The organism is Ekhidna lutea, assembly GCF_900188325.1.
In the GTDB taxonomy this organism is placed as follows: domain Bacteria; phylum Bacteroidota; class Bacteroidia; order Cytophagales; family Cyclobacteriaceae; genus Ekhidna; species Ekhidna lutea.
The window spans coordinates 273,079-291,740 of the sequence record NZ_FZPD01000001.1 but is presented as its reverse complement, the minus strand read 5'-3'; the positions used below and the strand labels follow the sequence as shown (position 1 = coordinate 291,740).

General features: G+C 40.9%; 17 protein-coding genes. 11 read left to right on the top strand and 6 right to left on the bottom strand.

The window, feature by feature from the left end; translation table 11 throughout:
- Positions 1–89: 89 nt before the first annotated feature.
- Both CHB71_RS01255 and CHB71_RS01250 read right to left on the bottom strand, forming a co-directional pair.
- The gene (locus CHB71_RS01255) at positions 90–875 is read right to left on the bottom strand and encodes a tetratricopeptide repeat protein (RefSeq protein WP_089355062.1); all 786 of its coding nucleotides are present in this window, start codon (positions 873–875) and stop codon (positions 90–92) included.
- Complete coding sequence (locus tag CHB71_RS01250; protein WP_089355061.1) at positions 872–1,162, bottom strand: HU family DNA-binding protein; 291 nt, start codon at positions 1,160–1,162, stop codon at positions 872–874. Before CHB71_RS01250 ends, CHB71_RS01255 begins: the two co-directional genes overlap by 4 nt.
- Before the next feature lie 98 nt (positions 1,163–1,260).
- On the opposite strand from CHB71_RS01250, the gene mutY reads away from it, so the two are divergent.
- From mutY to CHB71_RS01205, 9 genes are all read left to right on the top strand, one after another.
- Positions 1,261–2,313 (top strand): A/G-specific adenine glycosylase, encoded by a 1,053-nt coding sequence (gene mutY, locus CHB71_RS01245; protein ID WP_245811193.1) that lies wholly within the window; start codon positions 1,261–1,263, stop codon positions 2,311–2,313.
- 12 nt (positions 2,314–2,325) lie between these two features.
- A complete protein-coding gene (locus tag CHB71_RS01240) occupies positions 2,326–2,775 on the top strand; it encodes a single-stranded DNA-binding protein (protein ID WP_089355059.1) in 450 nt (149 codons plus the stop codon).
- A 61-nt stretch (positions 2,776–2,836) separates the two neighbouring features.
- The gene (gene gldE / locus CHB71_RS01235; protein ID WP_089355058.1) at positions 2,837–4,153 is read left to right on the top strand and encodes a gliding motility-associated protein GldE; all 1,317 of its coding nucleotides are present in this window, start codon (positions 2,837–2,839) and stop codon (positions 4,151–4,153) included.
- 18 nt (positions 4,154–4,171) lie between these two features.
- Positions 4,172–4,735 carry a gliding motility lipoprotein GldD gene (gene gldD, locus CHB71_RS01230; RefSeq protein WP_089355057.1) on the top strand — a complete coding sequence of 188 codons (564 nt, stop codon included), beginning with the start codon at positions 4,172–4,174 and terminating at the stop codon, positions 4,733–4,735.
- A 142-nt stretch (positions 4,736–4,877) separates the two neighbouring features.
- Positions 4,878–5,741 carry a M57 family metalloprotease gene (locus CHB71_RS01225; protein ID WP_089355056.1) on the top strand — a complete coding sequence of 288 codons (864 nt, stop codon included), beginning with the start codon at positions 4,878–4,880 and terminating at the stop codon, positions 5,739–5,741.
- A 180-nt stretch (positions 5,742–5,921) separates the two neighbouring features.
- Positions 5,922–6,827: a M57 family metalloprotease gene (locus CHB71_RS01220; protein ID WP_089355055.1), complete on the top strand. Its 906-nt coding sequence runs from the start codon at positions 5,922–5,924 to the stop codon at positions 6,825–6,827.
- Between the two features lie 193 nt (positions 6,828–7,020).
- The gene (gene recG / locus CHB71_RS01215; RefSeq protein WP_089355054.1) at positions 7,021–9,114 is read left to right on the top strand and encodes an ATP-dependent DNA helicase RecG; all 2,094 of its coding nucleotides are present in this window, start codon (positions 7,021–7,023) and stop codon (positions 9,112–9,114) included.
- A 93-nt stretch (positions 9,115–9,207) separates the two neighbouring features.
- Entirely contained in the window at positions 9,208–13,074 is a 3,867-nt protein-coding gene (locus CHB71_RS01210) for a PKD domain-containing protein (RefSeq protein WP_089355053.1), read from the top strand.
- A 109-nt stretch (positions 13,075–13,183) separates the two neighbouring features.
- Complete coding sequence (locus CHB71_RS01205) at positions 13,184–13,603, top strand: hypothetical protein (RefSeq protein WP_089355052.1); 420 nt, start codon at positions 13,184–13,186, stop codon at positions 13,601–13,603.
- Positions 13,604–13,729: 126 nt separating this feature from the next.
- Here CHB71_RS01205 and purH read toward each other — a convergent pair whose 3' ends face one another.
- Genes purH through CHB71_RS01190 form a run of 3 tightly spaced genes read right to left on the bottom strand, consistent with a single transcriptional unit; the run spans position 13,730 to position 16,248 of the window.
- Positions 13,730–15,256 carry a bifunctional phosphoribosylaminoimidazolecarboxamide formyltransferase/IMP cyclohydrolase gene (gene purH, locus CHB71_RS01200; protein WP_089355051.1) on the bottom strand — a complete coding sequence of 509 codons (1,527 nt, stop codon included), beginning with the start codon at positions 15,254–15,256 and terminating at the stop codon, positions 13,730–13,732.
- A gap of 53 nt (positions 15,257–15,309) precedes the next feature.
- Positions 15,310–15,876, bottom strand: coding sequence for a phosphoribosylglycinamide formyltransferase (purN, locus tag CHB71_RS01195; RefSeq protein WP_089355050.1), 567 nt, complete (start codon positions 15,874–15,876; stop codon positions 15,310–15,312).
- Positions 15,877–15,891: 15 nt separating this feature from the next.
- On the bottom strand, positions 15,892–16,248 hold the full coding sequence (locus CHB71_RS01190) for a YraN family protein (RefSeq protein WP_245811192.1): 357 nt from the start codon (positions 16,246–16,248) through the stop codon (positions 15,892–15,894).
- A gap of 17 nt (positions 16,249–16,265) precedes the next feature.
- On the opposite strand from CHB71_RS01190, the gene CHB71_RS01185 reads away from it, so the two are divergent.
- Positions 16,266–17,237, top strand: a complete 972-nt coding sequence (locus CHB71_RS01185; RefSeq protein ID WP_089355048.1) for a type I phosphomannose isomerase catalytic subunit — start codon at positions 16,266–16,268, stop codon at positions 17,235–17,237.
- Positions 17,238–17,240: 3 nt separating this feature from the next.
- A complete protein-coding gene (gene lipB / locus CHB71_RS01180) occupies positions 17,241–17,948 on the top strand; it encodes a lipoyl(octanoyl) transferase LipB (RefSeq protein WP_089355047.1) in 708 nt (235 codons plus the stop codon).
- Here lipB and CHB71_RS01175 read toward each other — a convergent pair whose 3' ends face one another.
- The gene (locus tag CHB71_RS01175) at positions 17,949–18,644 is read right to left on the bottom strand and encodes a hypothetical protein (protein WP_089355046.1); all 696 of its coding nucleotides are present in this window, start codon (positions 18,642–18,644) and stop codon (positions 17,949–17,951) included. It lies immediately after the preceding gene.
- Positions 18,645–18,662: the final 18 nt, after the last annotated feature.

Below are 18,662 nucleotides of genomic sequence, written 5' to 3'. Positions count from 1 at the left end.
CTTTTTTCTCTTGTGAGTTGAGATCTTATGTCTCTTTCTTTTTTTACCGCAAGGCATAATTTCTGTTTTTTAAAATTTTTAAAAATGTTTTAGAGCCCTTTCAAGTAATCATTCGCCATCATTTTGATGGCAGGAATGGAATCCTGAGTGGCTAAAATTTCCTCCAAAAGCAGGCGTGCCTGCGATTGTTGATTTATTTCCATCATTGATACCGCTAGATAAAGCTTCGCTTCATGATCGCCGGCATTCAGTGATATCAAATTTTCAAAGCGTTCCTTAGCTCTCTCAAACTGTCCGCTTTGAATAGCTAAAAGTCCAAGGTTCAAAATGGCCTGTCTGTTGGTTTCATCTGTTGCTAAAATTTCTCTTAGCATAGCTACCCCTGCCATGGGGTTTTCAGAAACAACAAGCGTCATCGCCAATCTGTTCTTAATAAAAAGGTTTGTTGGATCTTTATCCAACAGGCGCTGTAAAATTTCTCTGGCTTTAACCGCAAATGCTTTAGCCTGCTCCGGGCCCGAAGACCTTTCATATGCCGTAAAATAAATATCCGCTACAAGCTCAGAAGGGCTATTACTCCCTTGCTCAATAAACTCAGCATACCTCGCAGCACTGTCTAATACCCCATAATCGAGATACTGTCTCGCCAAAGAGTGCGCAAAGTTAGCTTTTTTATCAAAATTTCCTTCCTCTTGAAGCAATCTTCTTAACTCATTGATCTGAGTTTCAACTTCTTGAGGAATCTCCATGGAGTGACTTTTGGTTTCTGTCACCTCCTGAAGCTGCTCGTTTTCAACGACACTCCTTGGTAATTGAAATAAAATCACTGCAAGTGCAATCGCTCCAAGTACAAGAATTAGTTGTGCTCTTGTCACTTGATTTTTGGCGAGTTTTTAATTTTCTCAACAAAAATTTTAGATGGTTTGAAAGACGGAATGTAATGTTCGTCAATCACAATGGCGGTGTTCTTAGAGATATTTCTGGCGATCTTTTTTGCTCGCTTCTTATTCACAAAGCTGCCAAACCCTCTCACATACACATTTTCTCCATTGGCCATATTGTTCTTTACCACAGTAAAGAAAGCCTCAACAGAAGCTTGCACATCTGCCTTATCAATTCCTGTTTTATCGGATATCTCGTTAATCACATCAGCTTTTGTCACAACTGTCTGGTTTATAGGTGGGTGTTAAAATTGGGAGGCCAAAATTAAATTTGCACCTTCACATAAAAAAAGGATTTCTAAATTATTAAGTCATCGAAGTGAAAACATTTGCCGAAAGGCTAATTAATTGGTATACAGAGAGAAAGCGTGATCTTCCTTGGCGCAAAACGAAAGACCCTTATCCGGTTTGGTTGTCTGAAATTATCCTTCAGCAAACAAGAGTTGACCAGGGATTGCCATATTGGCTCAACTTTATGGAAACATTCCCAACAATTAATGACCTGGCAAATGCCCCTGAAGAAAAAGTGTTGAGATTGTGGCAGGGACTTGGTTACTATTCAAGGGCTAGAAATCTTCACTTTACAGCAAAATACATTTCAAAAGATTTGAAAGGTGTTTTTCCATCTTCATACAATGAGATACTTAAACTAAAAGGAATCGGCCCTTATACTGCTGCAGCCATTGCTTCAATTTGTTTTGATGAACCAAGACCTGTAGTAGATGGGAATGTGTTCAGGTTTGCTTCAAGGTATTTTGGAATAAAAAGTGATATATCTAAGGCCTCCACTCGAAGAGTGTTTGAAAAAATACTAGAAGAAGAAATTTCATTAAGCCGCCCGGGGATTTTCAATCAGGCAATGATGGAGTTTGGAGCAACTGTCTGTTCGCCAAGTCCCCAGTGTGATCAGTGTGAATTTCAATTCGACTGTTTTGCGTTTAAAAACAAAAGTCAAAAATCACTCCCTGTTAAAACAGCAAAAACAAAAGTTCGTGATCGACATTTTCATTATGTCGTTTTCAAAAATCATGAATGTTTGTTTTTAAATGAAAGACGGGAAAAGGATGTATGGACCGGCCTCTTTGATTTCTACCTTCTTGAAGGCAAGAAAAATGAAGTCGAAGTGATGGAAGAAACAAACAAAAAACTGAATATTGAAAAGTTGTTATTGGAAGACGTTTCAACCCCATTCGTACATATACTCAGTCATCAAAAAATATTTGCGAGGTTCTACCTGGTAGATATTTCAGATCATTCAGCAAATACTCTAATGCAAAACAGTGCTTTAAAGTCATATTCCGTTGAGGAAGTGCTAAATTTGCCAAAACCTAAACTAATCGTAAATTACCTACAACGAATAGGTATTGAATAATCATTAAGAATTATGTCTGGAGTAAACAAAGTAATCTTAGTCGGTCGTCTGGGTAAAGATCCTGAAGTGCGACACCTTGAAAATGGAGCAACAGTGGCCAACTTTTCTATGGCCACTTCTGAAACATATAAGGACCGTCAAACAGGTGAAAAAAGGGAACAAACTGAGTGGCACAACGTTGTGCTATGGAGAGGTTTGGCTGAAGTAGCTGAGAAGTACGTGAAAAAAGGCGACATGATTTATGTAGAAGGTAAGCTCCGAACCAGATCCTGGGAAAAGGATGGAGTAACCAGGTATACCACAGAAGTAGTTGGCGACAATATGACCATGCTAGGCGGGAGTGGTGGTGGTTCTTCACAACAAGGCGGAGATTATTCCCAGAGTCAAAGCCAACCTGTGCAACAGGAGTCAGCCCCATCTCAAGATACGACTAGTGACGCGACGGATGACCTCCCATTTTAACCAAAAAAATTAGTAGTTGGAAACATCTTTAGACGATCCATTCCCCACGATTTTATTAAGTATGATGGCAGAAATGCCATTTTCATTTTACCTGATCAACGGGTTGGTGGTGCTGGTGCTATTAGGCTTGTCAGGGCTGGTTTCTGGATCAGAGGTGGCATTCTTTTCTTTTTCTCACAATCAGATTAAAGAATTTACTGCCTCCGCTGACCTAAAAGAACAACGGATCAGTCGGCTGCTGCATCATCCTAAGAGGTTATTGGCTACCATTCTTATTCTTAATAACCTTATCAATATTTTTATCGTCACTATCTCAACTTTTGCCACCTGGCAAATAGTTGGTCCTCAAGGAAAGCAAGGATTAACCATTGTAATTCTAACTTCAGCAATTACCATCCTGATCATCTTTTTTGGAGAGATTATTCCTAAGGTTTATGCCAATCACAATGGGACGGCATTTGCAAAGCTTACTTCCAGTTTACTTCTCATTTCATACAAGTTTTTTAAGCCTATCTCATGGTTCTTGATGAGTGTGACTGGGCTAATTGAAAGGAGAATGGAAAAGAAGGGATATAACCTATCGGTCGAAGAGATCAATCAGGCTTTAGAAATTTCAGTGGAAAAGGAAGAGGTCAGCGAAGAAGAAAAGGGAATTTTAAAAGGGATTGTAAACTTTGGCACCCTCTCTGTGAAGCAGGTTATGAAGTCCAGAATCGACATTACAGCTATTGATCGGGAGACCCACTTTCATGAATTGATGAATCAGGTCAATAAGACCGGCTACTCACGTATTCCTATTTTCACAGAAACCGTTGATAAAGTAGATGGCATTCTATACATCAAAGACCTCCTTCCTCATATTGGTGAAGAAGAAGACTTTGCGTGGCAAGAGCTACTTCGTCCTGCATTCTTTGTTCCGGAGAGTAAAAAGATCGATGATCTGTTTAAGGATTTTCAAGAGAAGCAGGTGCACATTGCCGTGGTGATCGATGAATACGGAGGTACTTCCGGGCTGATAACCATGGAAGATGTGATTGAAGAAATTGTAGGCGAAATCAACGATGAGTTTGACGATGATAGTGATGTTGCCTACAATAAGCTTGATAATCAAACCTTTATTTTTGAAGGCAAAACATCACTCAACGATTTTTGCAAAATCACCGATTCAGACATTACACTTTTTGATACCGTCAAAGGAGAAAGTGAATCACTGGGAGGGCTTGTATTGGAGATGAATACCAAGCTGCCAAGTGCCGGAGAAAAAATACGTTTCTTACATTTTGTGTTCACTGTAGTTGCAGTAGACCAAAGAAGAATCAAGCGCCTGCGTGTTTATATTAATTCAGATAAAAGTAACGTTGCAGGGTTTGAAGATTAACCCAAGCTTTGCAAGCTTATGAAATACCTCCTGATCCTTTTTGTTTTTCTTTCTGTAGCCTGTGGAGCTGACTATCTGCCAAAGCCTAAAGGATTCAATCGTATTGATTTACCACAAGCTTCCTATCGCTCTTTGCCTGACACCCTGCCATATCAATTTGAGTATTCAAAACATGCGACTCTGCTCAGGGATTCCAGTTGGATAACGGAGCGATACTGGATCAACCTTCATTATCAAGATATGGGTGCAACAATCCAGATCACATACAAGCCGGTAACCGACTCCATAATTCGCGAATACCTTAGCGATTCCTACAAGCTTACTTCGCAGCATAATGTGAAGGCGTATGCTATCGAGGAAAGTATCCTTGAATTGCCCAGTGGTTTATATGCCTCTTTTACCGAGCTGGAAGGAGAAGTTCCGACCCAGGCACAGTTTCATGTTTCAGATAGTACCAATCATTTTCTGAGGGGAGCACTTTATTTCAGAACTGCCACTAAAAACGATTCTTTAGCTCCTGTTATTCATTACCTCAAACAGGACATCATTCACCTTCTCACCAGTCTTGAGTGGCGAGATTAACCTACAATAATACATATTATTTTTACTTGTAGTAGAGTATTTTATTTTTATTCGTTCAATTTTCTCAATTGTTTGTTTGGTTTATTTGACTTTGCTAGATTGCCGGGTGACTTAAACACCCCATTTATCAAAATAAAATATTATGAGAAGAATTAATTACTTGATGACTCTTGCTGTGCTGGCAGGTTTCACATTTGTTTCATGCTCTGAGCAAGAGCCAATTGCCGACGATCTTTCTGTACCAGCTGATGTTGTTGCACAAATAGCTGCATTAGGATTTGATGTGCAGAATTGGGTTCCTACCAAGTTTGAAAATGGATACCTTGTAGAAGGTGATATTTATTTAACTGACCAAACCATTGCTGAAATGGGTCAGGGAAATCCGCTTGCTTCTGTAGAGCAGTATAGCACCGACAACCTGGTCAATGCTGGTGGTGGTCGCGTGATCACTATCTACGCACCGGAAGAAAGCTCTGGAGGCGGACGAGGCAAAAAAGGAAGTGGCGGGTACAGCCCGGCAATGATTGCCGGCCTTGATGAAGCCATTTCTCGATATAATTCAGAAAATCTTATGATCTCTTTCCAAAGAGTTACATCTTCTTCAGGTGCTGATATTGTTATGACTAGATTAAGCAAGAGAGACGAAAGAAGAGGCGTTCTAGGATCAGCAGGTTTTCCTACTGCTTCAGGCGACCCTTACGGTGAAATCAAAATGAGTGGTGTTCTTGAGTCTTCTTACGGACTTAGCACTGATGGCATTGCTACTATCATTGCTCATGAAATGGGTCACTGCATCGGATTCCGCCACACAGATTACTTTGACAGAAGCATCTCTTGTGGTGGAAGCACTGCAAACGAAGGTGATGGCGGTGTAGGTGCAAACCACATTCCTGGAACTCCAACAGGTGCAACTGCATCTAAAAAATCATGGATGCTAGCATGTACTGATGGAGGAAATCGTCCATTCAACAATGACGATAAGACTGCACTAGATTACCTATACTGATCAAAAAACTAACATTAACCTAAGGGTGTTTTGAAAAGGGAGCTATTATAGCTCCCTTTTTATGTTTTTTACAAAACGAACCCCTGTATTTCGGTTTAAAGACAATAGATTGTATTCCTTCTGATAATTTCTTACCTTGGGTTATAGCGAAAACACCTTAATCAAAAAACCCTAATTATTATGAAGAGAATTATGAGAATATTATCGCTTGCTCTAATGGCAAGTGTTATGCTATTTTCCTGTTCTGATCAGGAACCAGAAGCCGAAGACTATTCGGTTCCGGAGGATGTTGTTGCTCAAATAGCAGCATTAGGATTTGATGTGGACAACTTCGTCCCAACTACGTTCAATGAAGGTTATCTTGTAGAAGGTGACATTTATCTAACGGATGAGACCATTGCCGAAATGGCTATGCCAAAAACACTCGCCACTGCTGAGCAATACAGCACCAATGAATTGGTATGCCCGGGAGGTGGAAGAGTAATATCCATATACATGGATGAAGGAACCTCTGACGGTGGAGGAGGTGGAGGTGGAAACGGCGGAGGGCCTCCTCCTGGAAAAGGTCCTAATAAAACATCATCATCTGCTTCGTTTCCATCCACTTATGGTGCAGCATTGGATGAGGCCATCTCTCGATACAATGCAGAAAACCTATTGCTGACCTTCCAAAGAACCAACTCGTCTTCTGGTGCTGATATTGTTTTCTCAAGACTAAGCAAGAGAGACGAAAACAGAGGAGTGCTTGGCTCGGCTGGGTTCCCAAATAATTGTGATCCATACGGTCAAATAAAAATGAGTGGGGTACTTGAAACCAATTATGGTCTTTCTGTTAACGGAATAGCAACTATAATGGCCCATGAAATTGGCCACTGCATAGGTTTCCGTCACACAGACTATTTCGATAGAAGTATTTCCTGTGGAAGCGGAGGAGATGAAGGTGAAGGATCAATTGGTGCCAATCACATTCCGGGAACTCCTACAGGTGCTTCATTATCCAAAAAGTCATGGATGCTAGCTTGTACTGATGGAGGAAATCGTCCTTTCAACAATGACGATAAGACTGCACTAGACTACCTGTACTAATCAAACAAACTAACATTAACCTAAGGTGTTTTTAGAGGGAGCTTAAAAAGCTCCCTTTTTTCTGCTTTTACTTTAAATCAAAATATTATATTGCGGGGTTGATTAACAACACCAAATTATTATGAGAAGATAATACGGTGAACCAAAGGGAGCTTCTGCTCCCTTTTTTTATGCTTCCGATTATCTTAGCCACATGCATCAATTCTTTGATCGATCTATTGAGTTCCTAAAGGGAGTTGGCCCTCATCGAGCCGAAACTCTCAACAAAGAATTGCAAATCTTCACATTCGCTGACCTCCTCCAGCACTACCCTTTTCGTCATGAGGATCGCAGCAAGTTTTATAAGGTCAAAGAGCTACAACCAGACCTTCCATATGTTCAGCTCATTGGAGAATTCAAATCTTTCAAAACGATAGGTATAGGAAGAAGGGCACGGTTGGTCGGAGTGTTTGCGGATGAAACCGGCTCCATTGAAATGGTGTGGTTCAAAGGGATACAATGGGTCCAAAAAAGCCTGACGATTGGCGTGAAATATGTGGCTTTCGGAAAGGCCACTTTATATAATGGAAAATTCAACATTGCTCACCCGGAAGTAGAGGTACTCACTGAAAAGAATGCCAAAGGAGGATATCTGATCCCTGTCTATCATACCTCTGAGAAAATGAAGAAGAAGGGGATGGACAGTAAGTTTATAACCAAAGCAATGAAAGTGTTATTGGTCGAGGCTGTTAATCACATTCCTGAGACCTTACCCCATCACCTCCTCCAAAAGTTTAAATTGATCGATAAGAAAACGGCTGTGGTGGCCATGCATTTTCCTCGGAATGCTCAGCAACTTATCATCGCTCAAAACCGAATGAAGTTCGAGGAACTGTTCTTTGTTCAGCTTCGGCTCATCAAACTAAAAATTGCCCGAACGGAAAAGTATAAAGGAGCCATCATCAACACCAGTGACCTCCTCAATCAATTTTATGAAAAGCACATACCTTTTGAGCTTACCGGGGCACAAAAACGAGTAGTCAAGGAAATCTACGCAGACTTCCGATCTGGTCAGCAAATGAATCGGCTGGTACAAGGAGATGTAGGAAGTGGGAAAACAATGGTTGCTTTTCTATCAATACTCATTGCAATCGGTTCCGGGTTTCAGTGTGCTTTTATGGCGCCAACCGAAATTCTGGCTGAGCAGCATTTCAAAGGATTGCAAGAATGGACCAAACCCCTGGGAATACAGATGGCCAGACTAACGGGCTCAACCCCTACTTCGGAGCGGAAGCTGATCCATGAAGGACTGATGTCTGGTGTAATTACCATTTTGGTTGGGACGCATGCTTTGCTTGAAGATAAAGTCAAGTTTAAGAATTTAGGATTGGCTGTGATCGACGAACAGCACCGGTTTGGCGTTGCGCAGCGGGCCAAGCTATGGACAAAAACAAAGGACACTTATCCTCATGTGTTGGTTATGACAGCCACGCCTATTCCACGTACGTTGGCAATGACACTATATGGTGATCTTGATGTCTCCGTCATAGATGAACTGCCGGCAGGAAGGAAGCCAATAAAAACAAAACACTTCTTTGAAACTAAGCGGCTCGAAATGTTCGGGTTTGTGGAAAAAGAAATTAAAAAAGGCAGGCAAGCCTATATCGTCTATCCACTCATAGAGGAGTCTGCTACGCTGGACTACAAAGATTTAATGGATGGATATGAAGGAATAACCAGGCGTTTTCCCAATTATCAAATCTCAATCGTACATGGAAAAATGAAGGCTGAAGATAAAGAATGGGAGATGCAGCGATTCGTAAAAGGTGAAACGCAAATCATGGTGGCTACCACCGTGATTGAAGTTGGGGTAAATGTGCCAAATGCATCCATTATGGTTATAGAAAATGCAGAGCGGTTTGGACTTTCACAGTTACATCAGCTAAGAGGTAGAGTTGGAAGAGGCGCAGAACAATCTTATTGCATTTTAATGTCGGGTGTTAAGCTAAGCACTGATGGTCGTAAAAGGTTGCGAACCATGGTTGACACAACAGATGGATTTAAAATTGCAGAAGTAGATCTCGAGCTTAGAGGTCCCGGAGACCTGATGGGCACACGTCAGAGTGGAGTGCTGGATTTATTGGTTTCAGATCTGGTGAAAGATGGTGAGATTCTAAAGACCGCCCGCATTGCCGCTCAGGATATTTTAAAAACGGATCCCAAACTTCAAAAGCCTGAGCACCAAATGATCAAATCTCATATCGATTCTTTTAGTAAAAATACAGTGAATTGGGGGAGAATCTCATAATTGACGTTATGAGCTATATTAATATACCCCTATCGCGGTATTAAGTCTGCTTTGCTTTTTATGTAAATTGAGGGTAACCCACATATTATTCTCATGAAAAAGCTGATCATCACCCTCTTTTTTATCACCTTATTGCTTCCTTCATACGCTCAGGTCGATACCACATTTTCAACATTTGCCTTTGCTGCCGACCTACACGACCCCTTTACTGGAAGGATTACTGAGATATACTCACTATTAGATGAAAATTATCGCACTCACATTGCATGGGTAAGGGATGATCAAAACACACGCGATGTAATGTATAGTGTTTACGATAATAGCTCCGTACAAACGTATGTTGTTGATGACGACATATCTAATGAAATCAAAAGATATCCAACGCTTGTTTTAGATGATAATAATCGCCCTCATTTAGCTTGGTTTGTGAAAAGAGATAATGACCAATCATGTTGTCCTAGTGGCAATTATGCTGTGATGTATGCAGGTGACCCTGACGGTGACGGCAATTTTGAGGTTAAACAAGTATCAACCAACCCAACAGACCCAACATCAAATACCGCTACCGAATACACAGATGCCTACGTAAATCATTCACCAGCCATTTTTATAGATCAAAATGGAGGAATTAATGTAGCGTACTTTTCAGATACATACGCTTCTATTGGCTATGAGCAATACTTGATCATAGCTACAAAATCCGGAAGTGGGTGGAACTACGATGAGGCAATTGTGATGGATGGCATCAATATTTACTCACAAGACTACCCTATACTTCCAAAAAGAACAGGATCGAATATAGTCGGAGGTGTACTAGATATAAGCCCGGATGATCTGGAAATATTTTATGAGTCAGGAGGTGCTTACGCACTACAGACTATCACAAATAACCCTGATCATGATGTAGAACACGCGCAAACCTTTATTGATAATTCAAACACACAGCACATTTTTTACACGGATAATAATGTGCAAACAGACCTCAACACGATATATCATTATACCATAGGGGTTGGAACTTTCAGCTTCATCGAATCGATAGTTTTAGAACAATATGTACCAAGCAATTTCACCTATGCCGCCTATGATAAAGTTTTAGATGATTTCTTCTTTATGTATCGTGGTAATTATAGTGGTAGTGAAGGAGCATATGCGCAGAGGTTATCAATGCCTTTATCCGGTGGAGGCAGAAAAGAAGTTGATGCAAACTTCAAGTCTGCACTTGGTGATAGAACCTTCAATGTTTATAATGGATTTATTTCTCATGTCACCGGCTCACTTTCAGAAGATTCAATCTTTGTCACAACGAATGTGATCCCAACCTCCGGTCCTGTTACAGCCAACTTTGAGCCATTGTCCGCAGAGGTCAATCTCGGTGAGTCTGTTCAGTTTACAGATTTATCCACCGGCAACCCCAACGAGTGGAGTTGGACTTTCGAGGGCGGAACACCCTCCAGCTCTTCAGAGCAAAGCCCCTCGGTTGCTTACCATACTGCAGGAACCTACAGTGTCACTCTTACAGTGAGTAATGAAGGAGGCTCTTCCAATACCAAAACTGTCACTGAAGGAATAACTGTCATTGACCCGGAAGCTATTTTAACTCCGGAGTTCACCGCCTCAGACACGCTGATTGAGATCGGCTCATCCGTCACATTTACTGACAACTCCAATGGCTCACCTACTTCCTGGGGTTGGCAGTTTGTGGGAGGCACGCCATCAACCTCAACAGAACAAAACCCAACAATTACCTATAATTCTACCGGTGAATTTGATGTAAGTTTAACTGTGGGCAATGCGGATAGTACTGCCACAATTACTGAAGTTGGCTTAATAAATGTCATAGAAACAGTAACTGCAGACTTCTCCGTTGATGCTGAAGAAGTCAGACCAAACGCAGATGTAACCTTCAGTGACCTCTCATCAGGAAATCCTACAGCCTGGAGCTGGACATTTGAAGGGGCCACTCCATCAACTTCAAATGAGCAAAACCCAGTAGTGGCCTATGATAGTATTGGGATTTATGGTGTCACGTTAGAAGTCAGTAACAGTACTACTTCTGATGTTGAAAGCAAAGAAGGGTTTATCACCGTCACTGAGTTTGATGGTCAATTGATTATAGCTTTTTCTGCAGATAAGACTGAAGTCATCAAATTTCAAAATGTTCAATTTACTGACGAATCTATTGGCAGCCCCTCCTCCTGGTCATGGAGCTTTGAAGGTGGAACACCATCAACCTCTACAGAACAAAACCCTTCGATCAGTTATGATAGCGTTGGCACTTTTGATGTCGTACTTGAAGTTTCAAATGGTGATTCAACAGGTACACTTACCAAAACAGAATACATCACTGTTGCTTCTGATGAAGAATTGGATCCCATTTTCTCTGCTGACAAACAAACGGTCTTCATTGGAGATACGGTTCAGTTTACCGACCAGAGTACCGGAGATCCGGAACGTTGGGAGTGGGAATTTGAGGGCGGGAACCCCGGCACTTCCGAGGTTCAAAACCCTAGTGTGGTTTATGAGGAGTTAGGCTCCTATTATGTCCGGTTAGAAATTTTTCAAGGGAATCTACAGGCTCGAGACACACAAGCAGATTTCATTCAGGTTGTAGAACGACCCGATAGTCTGGAAGTCGACTTCACACAGGACAAAACTGAAATTACTGTTGGCGATAGCATCAGCTTTAGCGACCTAAGTGTAGGAGAGCCTGTGGAATGGAATTGGGAATTCCCTGGTGGTGAGCCAGCTACTTCCACCGACCAAAATCCGGTGATCACCTACCCCGAGCCGGGGACCTATTCAGTGACACTTTCTATAAGTGATACGACTACAACACAAAGCATAACAAAAGAGGACCTGGTTTTTGTCAAGGACACAATCCTAATTGCGGACTTTGTTGCCGATACCACTGTAATCGTAATTGGTCAAAGCGTGCAGTTTACAGATCGAAGCTCCGGAGTGGTGACTTCCTTTGAGTGGCACTTTGAAGGCGGAACACCTGAAACGTCTACTTTAGAAAATCCGATAGTTCAGTATAATCAAGAAGGGTCTTTTGAAGTTAAGCTTGTAGTTAATGACGGACAAAAGACCGACACACTGATTCGAAGTGCTTTTATGCAGGTGTATGATCCTGAAGGTTGTGATGGTATGACAACCTTTACCTCGTCTAACGGAACTTTTGAAGACGGAAGCGGCCCGTTTGAATACGCTGCTTACCTTGATTGTTCCTGGTTGATTGCAGCATCTGGAATAGAGTCCTTGGCATTAATATTCAGAGACCTTCATATAGGAGATGGCGATACCTTGAATATCTATGACGGTGGCGATGATCAGGCTGAGTTGCTAGTATCATATACCAACGAAGAACTGCAAGAATCAATTAATTACTCAAGCTCTAACATCGTATTTATTACATTCAAAAGTGATTCGGTTGGGCTGGCTGGTGGCTGGGAGATTCTTTATGAAGAAGCTCTGGTGGCAGACTTTTCAAGTGATGTGTTAGAAGTGGAAGCGGGCAATAGCGTGGTGTTTTCAAATCAGAGCACTGGAGGTTTCACCGAACTGGAATGGTCCTTTGATGGTGGGTCTCCCGAAACCTCAACGGAAGAAAATCCAAGTATTCTATATGAAGAGGGTGGAACATATGATGTGACTCTTTCAATCGCCAACGAACTACAGTTTGTTTCAGAAGCAAAGTCAGACTACATCACTGTGCTTGATGTCTCACTTGGAAGTGATGAAGTGAGACTAAGCTATTATCCCAACCCAACACGCCGATATATTTATATCAAATCTGAAGGGTTCAAAACTGCAAGTATCATTGATCTGTCGGGTAACAAGTTAAAAACCTTTTCAACTAACCTGCTGGATTTAAACGAACTTTCGAGTGGTTCATACATTATTCAAATTGAAACAGTGGGGGGAGACGTTATCAACCGAAGAATCGTAAAAAAGTAAAAGCGGTCACTTGAGGAGAGTTCAATTAATGATTAATTGTTACCTGCACATTATGGTTAATTAATGGACTTATTGCCAATTCACTATTTAAGTAATTAACTTAACCTTAATGAAATCCCAATACATCAAACTCCTCAAAAAACAGATCAGCAAGCTGGAAGAAGAAAGTTTTGATCTGGAAGCCTGGAAAACCAGTGCGATCACTGTGCTGGAACGAATCTTTGGGGAAAATGACCCACGGGCAAAGCAAATCAATAACCTAAAAATTGATTACAGCAGTTGGGCTTTGCGTGATTCCAGTTCTAGTTATAAGCCTGTTGAAACGGCAAAGCTAAAGGGGAAGGAAGTTTTGAATACCGCCATAGATGAAATCGAAATTTTTGGAGCTCCTGAAAACCATGCGGTAGAAGTTTTAGGAAGTGATTTTGTAAAAAAAATGCAAAAGATGAATGATTCAGAGCGCAAGAAACATTTTAAAGGAATGAAAAAAGATGAATTGGTGGAATTGTTGATGAAGTTGACTTCTTAAGGGTTTAACCGCAGAGACATTAAGAAATACACAGAGAACACAGAGAGAAGTATAAATATTCTCTCCGTGATTTCTGTGAAAAACTCTGCGATCTCTGTGGTTAGAAAAACATAAAAACTGACTCTGTCAGTGCTTAAAATGCCTGGTTCCTGTCATCACCATCGCAAGGCCATTGGTATCACAATAATATATGGAATCCTGATCCTTGATAGATCCGCCCGGCTGGATCACAGCTGTTATACCTGCTTTGTGAGCAATCTCCACACAGTCCGGGAATGGGAAAAAGGCATCAGAAGCCATAACCGCACCGTTTAGGTCAAACCCAAATTTACCGGCCTTTTCTATCGCCTGGTTCAGTGCGTCTACTCTGGATGTTTGACCAACGCCACTTGCCAGAAGTTGACCGTCTTTCGCCAGCACAATGGTGTTAGACTTTGATTGTTTACAAACCTTAGAGGCAAACAATAAATCCTTCACTTCATCAGCAGTTGGAGCTTTTTTGGTTTTTACTTCCAAGTCATCTCTGGATTCGGATTTCAAATCATAATCCTGAACAATGGTGCCATTCAGCAAGCTTTTGTATTGAACCTCCTGATGCCACGGTTTTTTCTGAATAAGGAGGATTCGGTTTTTCTTCTTCTCAAGAATTTCCAGCGCATCCACGGCGAATGTTGGTGCAATCAAAATCTCAAAAAACAAGCTACTCATTTCTTCTGCTGCAGCTTTATCCACTTCCTGGTTGGTGATTAAAACACCGCCGAATGCGGAAACTGTATCTGCTGCAAAAGCTCTTTTATAAGCCTCCAGAACTGATTGGCCAGTTGCAATGCCGCACGCATTATTGTGCTTCAAGATACCAAAAGCAATGTCATCGGGAAACTCTGCCATTAGTTGTACGGCAGCTTCAATGTCTACAAGATTATTATATGAAATCTCTTTTCCCTGGATTTGCTCAAAGTATGCCTCAAAATCCCCATAGAAATATCCTTTCTGATGTGGGTTCTCTCCATATCGCAATGTTCTGCCAGGCGCTGATGAACCCCTGAACGCAGGAACTTGCTTTTCTGCATTCATCCAGTTGAAGATGGCTGAGTCGTAATGACTGGAGGTAGCAAATGCCTTAGCGGCAAATAATTTCCGCTCCTCCTCGGTAGTCTCACCGTTTTGATTATCTAAGATATTCTGTAAGTCCTGATAATATTCACGAGAGCTCACCATTACCACATCCTTGTAGTTTTTGGCTCCCGCTCTAATCAGTGCAATTCCTCCGATATCAATTTTCTCGATGATGTCGTCCTCTCCTGCACCACTTGCCACTGTCTCTTCAAACGGATACAAATCCACAATTACCAAATCAATAGGTGGGATTTCGAATTTTTTTGCTTCTGATAAATCAGACTCATTATCTCTTCTATGGAGTATCCCTCCAAAAATTTTCGGGTGTAGTGTCTTTACTCGACCCCCGAAAATAGAAGGGTAGTCTGTCAGGCTCTCCACCGGAATCACGTCGATACCCAGTTCCTTAATGAATTTCTCTGTTCCTCCGGTACTGTAAATCTTTACTCCTTGCTCAGCAAGTTTTGTGACTATGGGCTCAAGGCCATCTTTGTGGAAAACAGAAATAAGGGCAGATTGGATTTTCTTAGTAGACATGATTTAATGAAATATTAATGGGGCTCAATTGTTCGGCGTACAAAAGTAGTCGGTTAACCTAAAACAACACGCTCTATAACCTTCGGAAAATGCTCATACTCAAGCGCATGTATTTTTTGTGCCAATGATTCGGGTGTATCGTTCTTAGCTACCTCGCATTTTGACTGAAAAAGAATTTTTCCTTTATCATATTCTTCATTCACCAGGTGAATGGTAATGCCTGATTCTTTATCTCCTGATTCAATCACAGCTTTATGAACATTTGTACCATACATGCCTTTTCCTCCAAATTTTGGTAGAAGAGCAGGGTGAATGTTGATGATTTTGTTTGGGAATGCTTTAATTAGGTATCGTGGGATTAGCCATAGAAACCCTGCCAGAATAATATAGTCAAAATCAGACAACTGTTTTATAAATGATGGGTCATTGAATTGTTCTCGACTGAAAGTGGCTGAAGGGATTTCTAGTTTTTCAGCACGGGCATGTACACCCGCTGATTTCCTGTTGGAAAGAATTTCTTTCACCTGAATGCTATCATGATCTTCAAAGTGTTTCGAGATGTTTTCAGCGTTGGTGCCACTGCCTGAAGCAAAGATGGCTAGGTTGATTGGCTTATTCATTAAGAGCAAAACTAATTAGAAGGCATCTTCAAACACCTCTATTTTTCCGGAAGAGTCCACACAGACTATATCAAACCGTATGTCTTTATTCCAATTAATACCAAAAATGTATTCTTCAGCCGCATCTTTGATTCTATTCTGCTGTGCAGCAGAAACAAATGTTTCTGCTTCTCCAAAATCTCTTCTGCTACGGTTCTTTACCTCAACAAAGATCAGAAGCTCCTCATCCTGAAGCGCAATAAAATCTATTTCTGCTCGCAGATATCGGTAATTTGTCTCCAAAATTTCGCAACCCTGATTTTCGTAATACCTTTTTGCTATTCCTTCACCCTGAATACCTTTAGTTTTGCGATCCATGTGCGAGGGCCGCACGGCCATATTTTAAATTAATGTCACAATTATATCCATTAAAATTCAATCCCATCTTCAAAGAAAAGCTTTGGGGTGGACAGAAGATTAAAACGATTCTTGGAAAGGACTTAGGAGACCTAGATAATTGTGGCGAAACCTGGGAGCTTTCCGGAGTTCCTGGAAACACCTCTATTGTATCCGAAGGAGTGCTGAAAGGGCATCAGCTTACTAACCTTATTTCAGAATATAAAGCTGATTTGGTTGGTAGCTCAATATATCAGCAATTTGGTGCCGAATTTCCTCTTCTAATAAAGTTTATTGACGCGGCGAAAGACCTTTCGATTCAAGTACATCCAGATGATAAACTTGCTCAGAAAAGGCATAATTGTCCCGGGAAAGCAGAAATGTGGTATGTTGTTCAAGCTGATCAAGCTGCTTCCCTCATTAACGGGTTTAAAAAAGATTCAAACAAAGAGGAATATTTAACACATTTAGAAAGCGGGCAACTAACTAGTCTTTTGCATAGAGAAGAGGTAAAAGAAGGTGATGCATTCTATCTTCCTGCTGGTAGAGTTCACACCATTGGCAAAGGGTTGCTCATCGCTGAAGTGCAACAAACCTCTGATGTAACCTATCGCATTTATGATTTCGACCGTATTGACAAGGGAGGAAAAAAAAGAGAGCTTCATACGGAACTAGCTTTAGATGCAATTGACTTTTCAAAACCAGAACAATTGAAAAGCAAATATGAAACAGTTCTAAATGAAGCAATTCCCATAGTTTCAACACCCTATTTTTCTACCAATAAGTTTATTCTTGATCAACCAAAAACCATAAACCGCTCAGAACTCGATTGTTTTAAAATCTATATTGCCGTTGGTGGGTCTGGAAAAATTGGAGGAGAAACCATCAAATTTGGTGAGGTAATATTGGTCCCCGCCTGCATGAAACAATATAACATTGAACCAGATGGTGAGCTTGAATTGTTGGAAACCTACATAGAGCTGTAGCTAGTGAATAAAAAAACACAATTCATTCATTTAGGTCTTAAAGACTACAAAGAAGCCTGGGATTTTCAGGAAAATCTATTCAAAGAAACGGTAGACCAAAAAATTTCAAACCGTAAGCTTCCGGAGGCTGATCAAATTGAAACCAAAAACTATCTAATATTTTGTGAACATCCTCATGTATACACACTTGGAAAAAGTGGAGATGAAAATCACCTCCTGGCCAATGATGCTTTCCTGAAAGAAAAAAAGGCAACCTTCTACAAAATCAATAGAGGTGGTGACATCACCTATCATGGTCCCGGCCAAATTGTAGGCTATCCCATTCTTGATCTCGATCATTTCTTTACTGACATTCATAAGTACTTGCGTTTTCTGGAAGAAGGGGTGATTCTCACACTCAAAGAATATGGAATCGAATCTGGACGCGTTGAAGGACTAACTGGTGTTTGGCTGGATGGTGATGATACAGCGAAAGCACGAAAAATTTGTGCATTGGGTGTGAAAAGCAGTCGGTGGGTCACCATGCATGGGTTTGCGTTTAATGTGAATACAGACCTTGAGTACTTTAATTACATCGTCCCTTGCGGAATTCAGGATAAGGCCGTTACCTCGTTGCAGAAAGAATTAGGTCACGAAATTGATATCAAAGAAGTAGAGAAAAAGCTGAAAAAAAACTTAGCTGCTGTATTCGAGATGGAGCTGATCCAATAATCATTTTTTCACCAACCACAACGAAAGACCATATCCTACAAACGTACTCATAACATGCATGAGTGAAATATGGAGGTCGATTCCAAAAACAAAAAGGTTGAATAGCTCAAAAAACACGGGAATCATTAACATTACCAATGGTTTTCTGCTTTTTGTAGCCAATGCTCCATAAACCTGAAACATCCCTATCGAGCCTCCCATCCAGTTTCTCGCAAAAGCGAATTGCATGAATTGACTGTCAGGATACAGGTCTAGACCTACAGTATAAAAAGCACCAAAAAATGGTGCTACTGTCATATAAGCAGAAATGAAAATTAATGCCGTCGTTTTAAACCCAAATATTGCTTCATGTGACTGTACAATAATTAGGATTCCAATGACAGAAACGAAAAGTATATGATCAAACCCATTGTGCAGAAACAAGGTGGTAAACATGTTCCTCACAAATATTAAGGGATCTTCTCTAAGGTTTTTAACCCAAAAAGCAAAGTCACACTGAAGTGCTATCTGCCATGAACCCTCACAGTTTCGGGTTGACGCAAAGCCCAAAATTCCAATGATTGACCAAATAACAATAAGGTACGAAATAGAAAAAGCCTTTTGCTTTGCCAGTTGCGTCCAACTAAGTGTCTGGTTGTTGACTCCCTTCCAGGGCCATACAAATGGAAAGATTCTATTGTTTTCAGGGTTTTTCATTACAAATAAAGCGGCAAA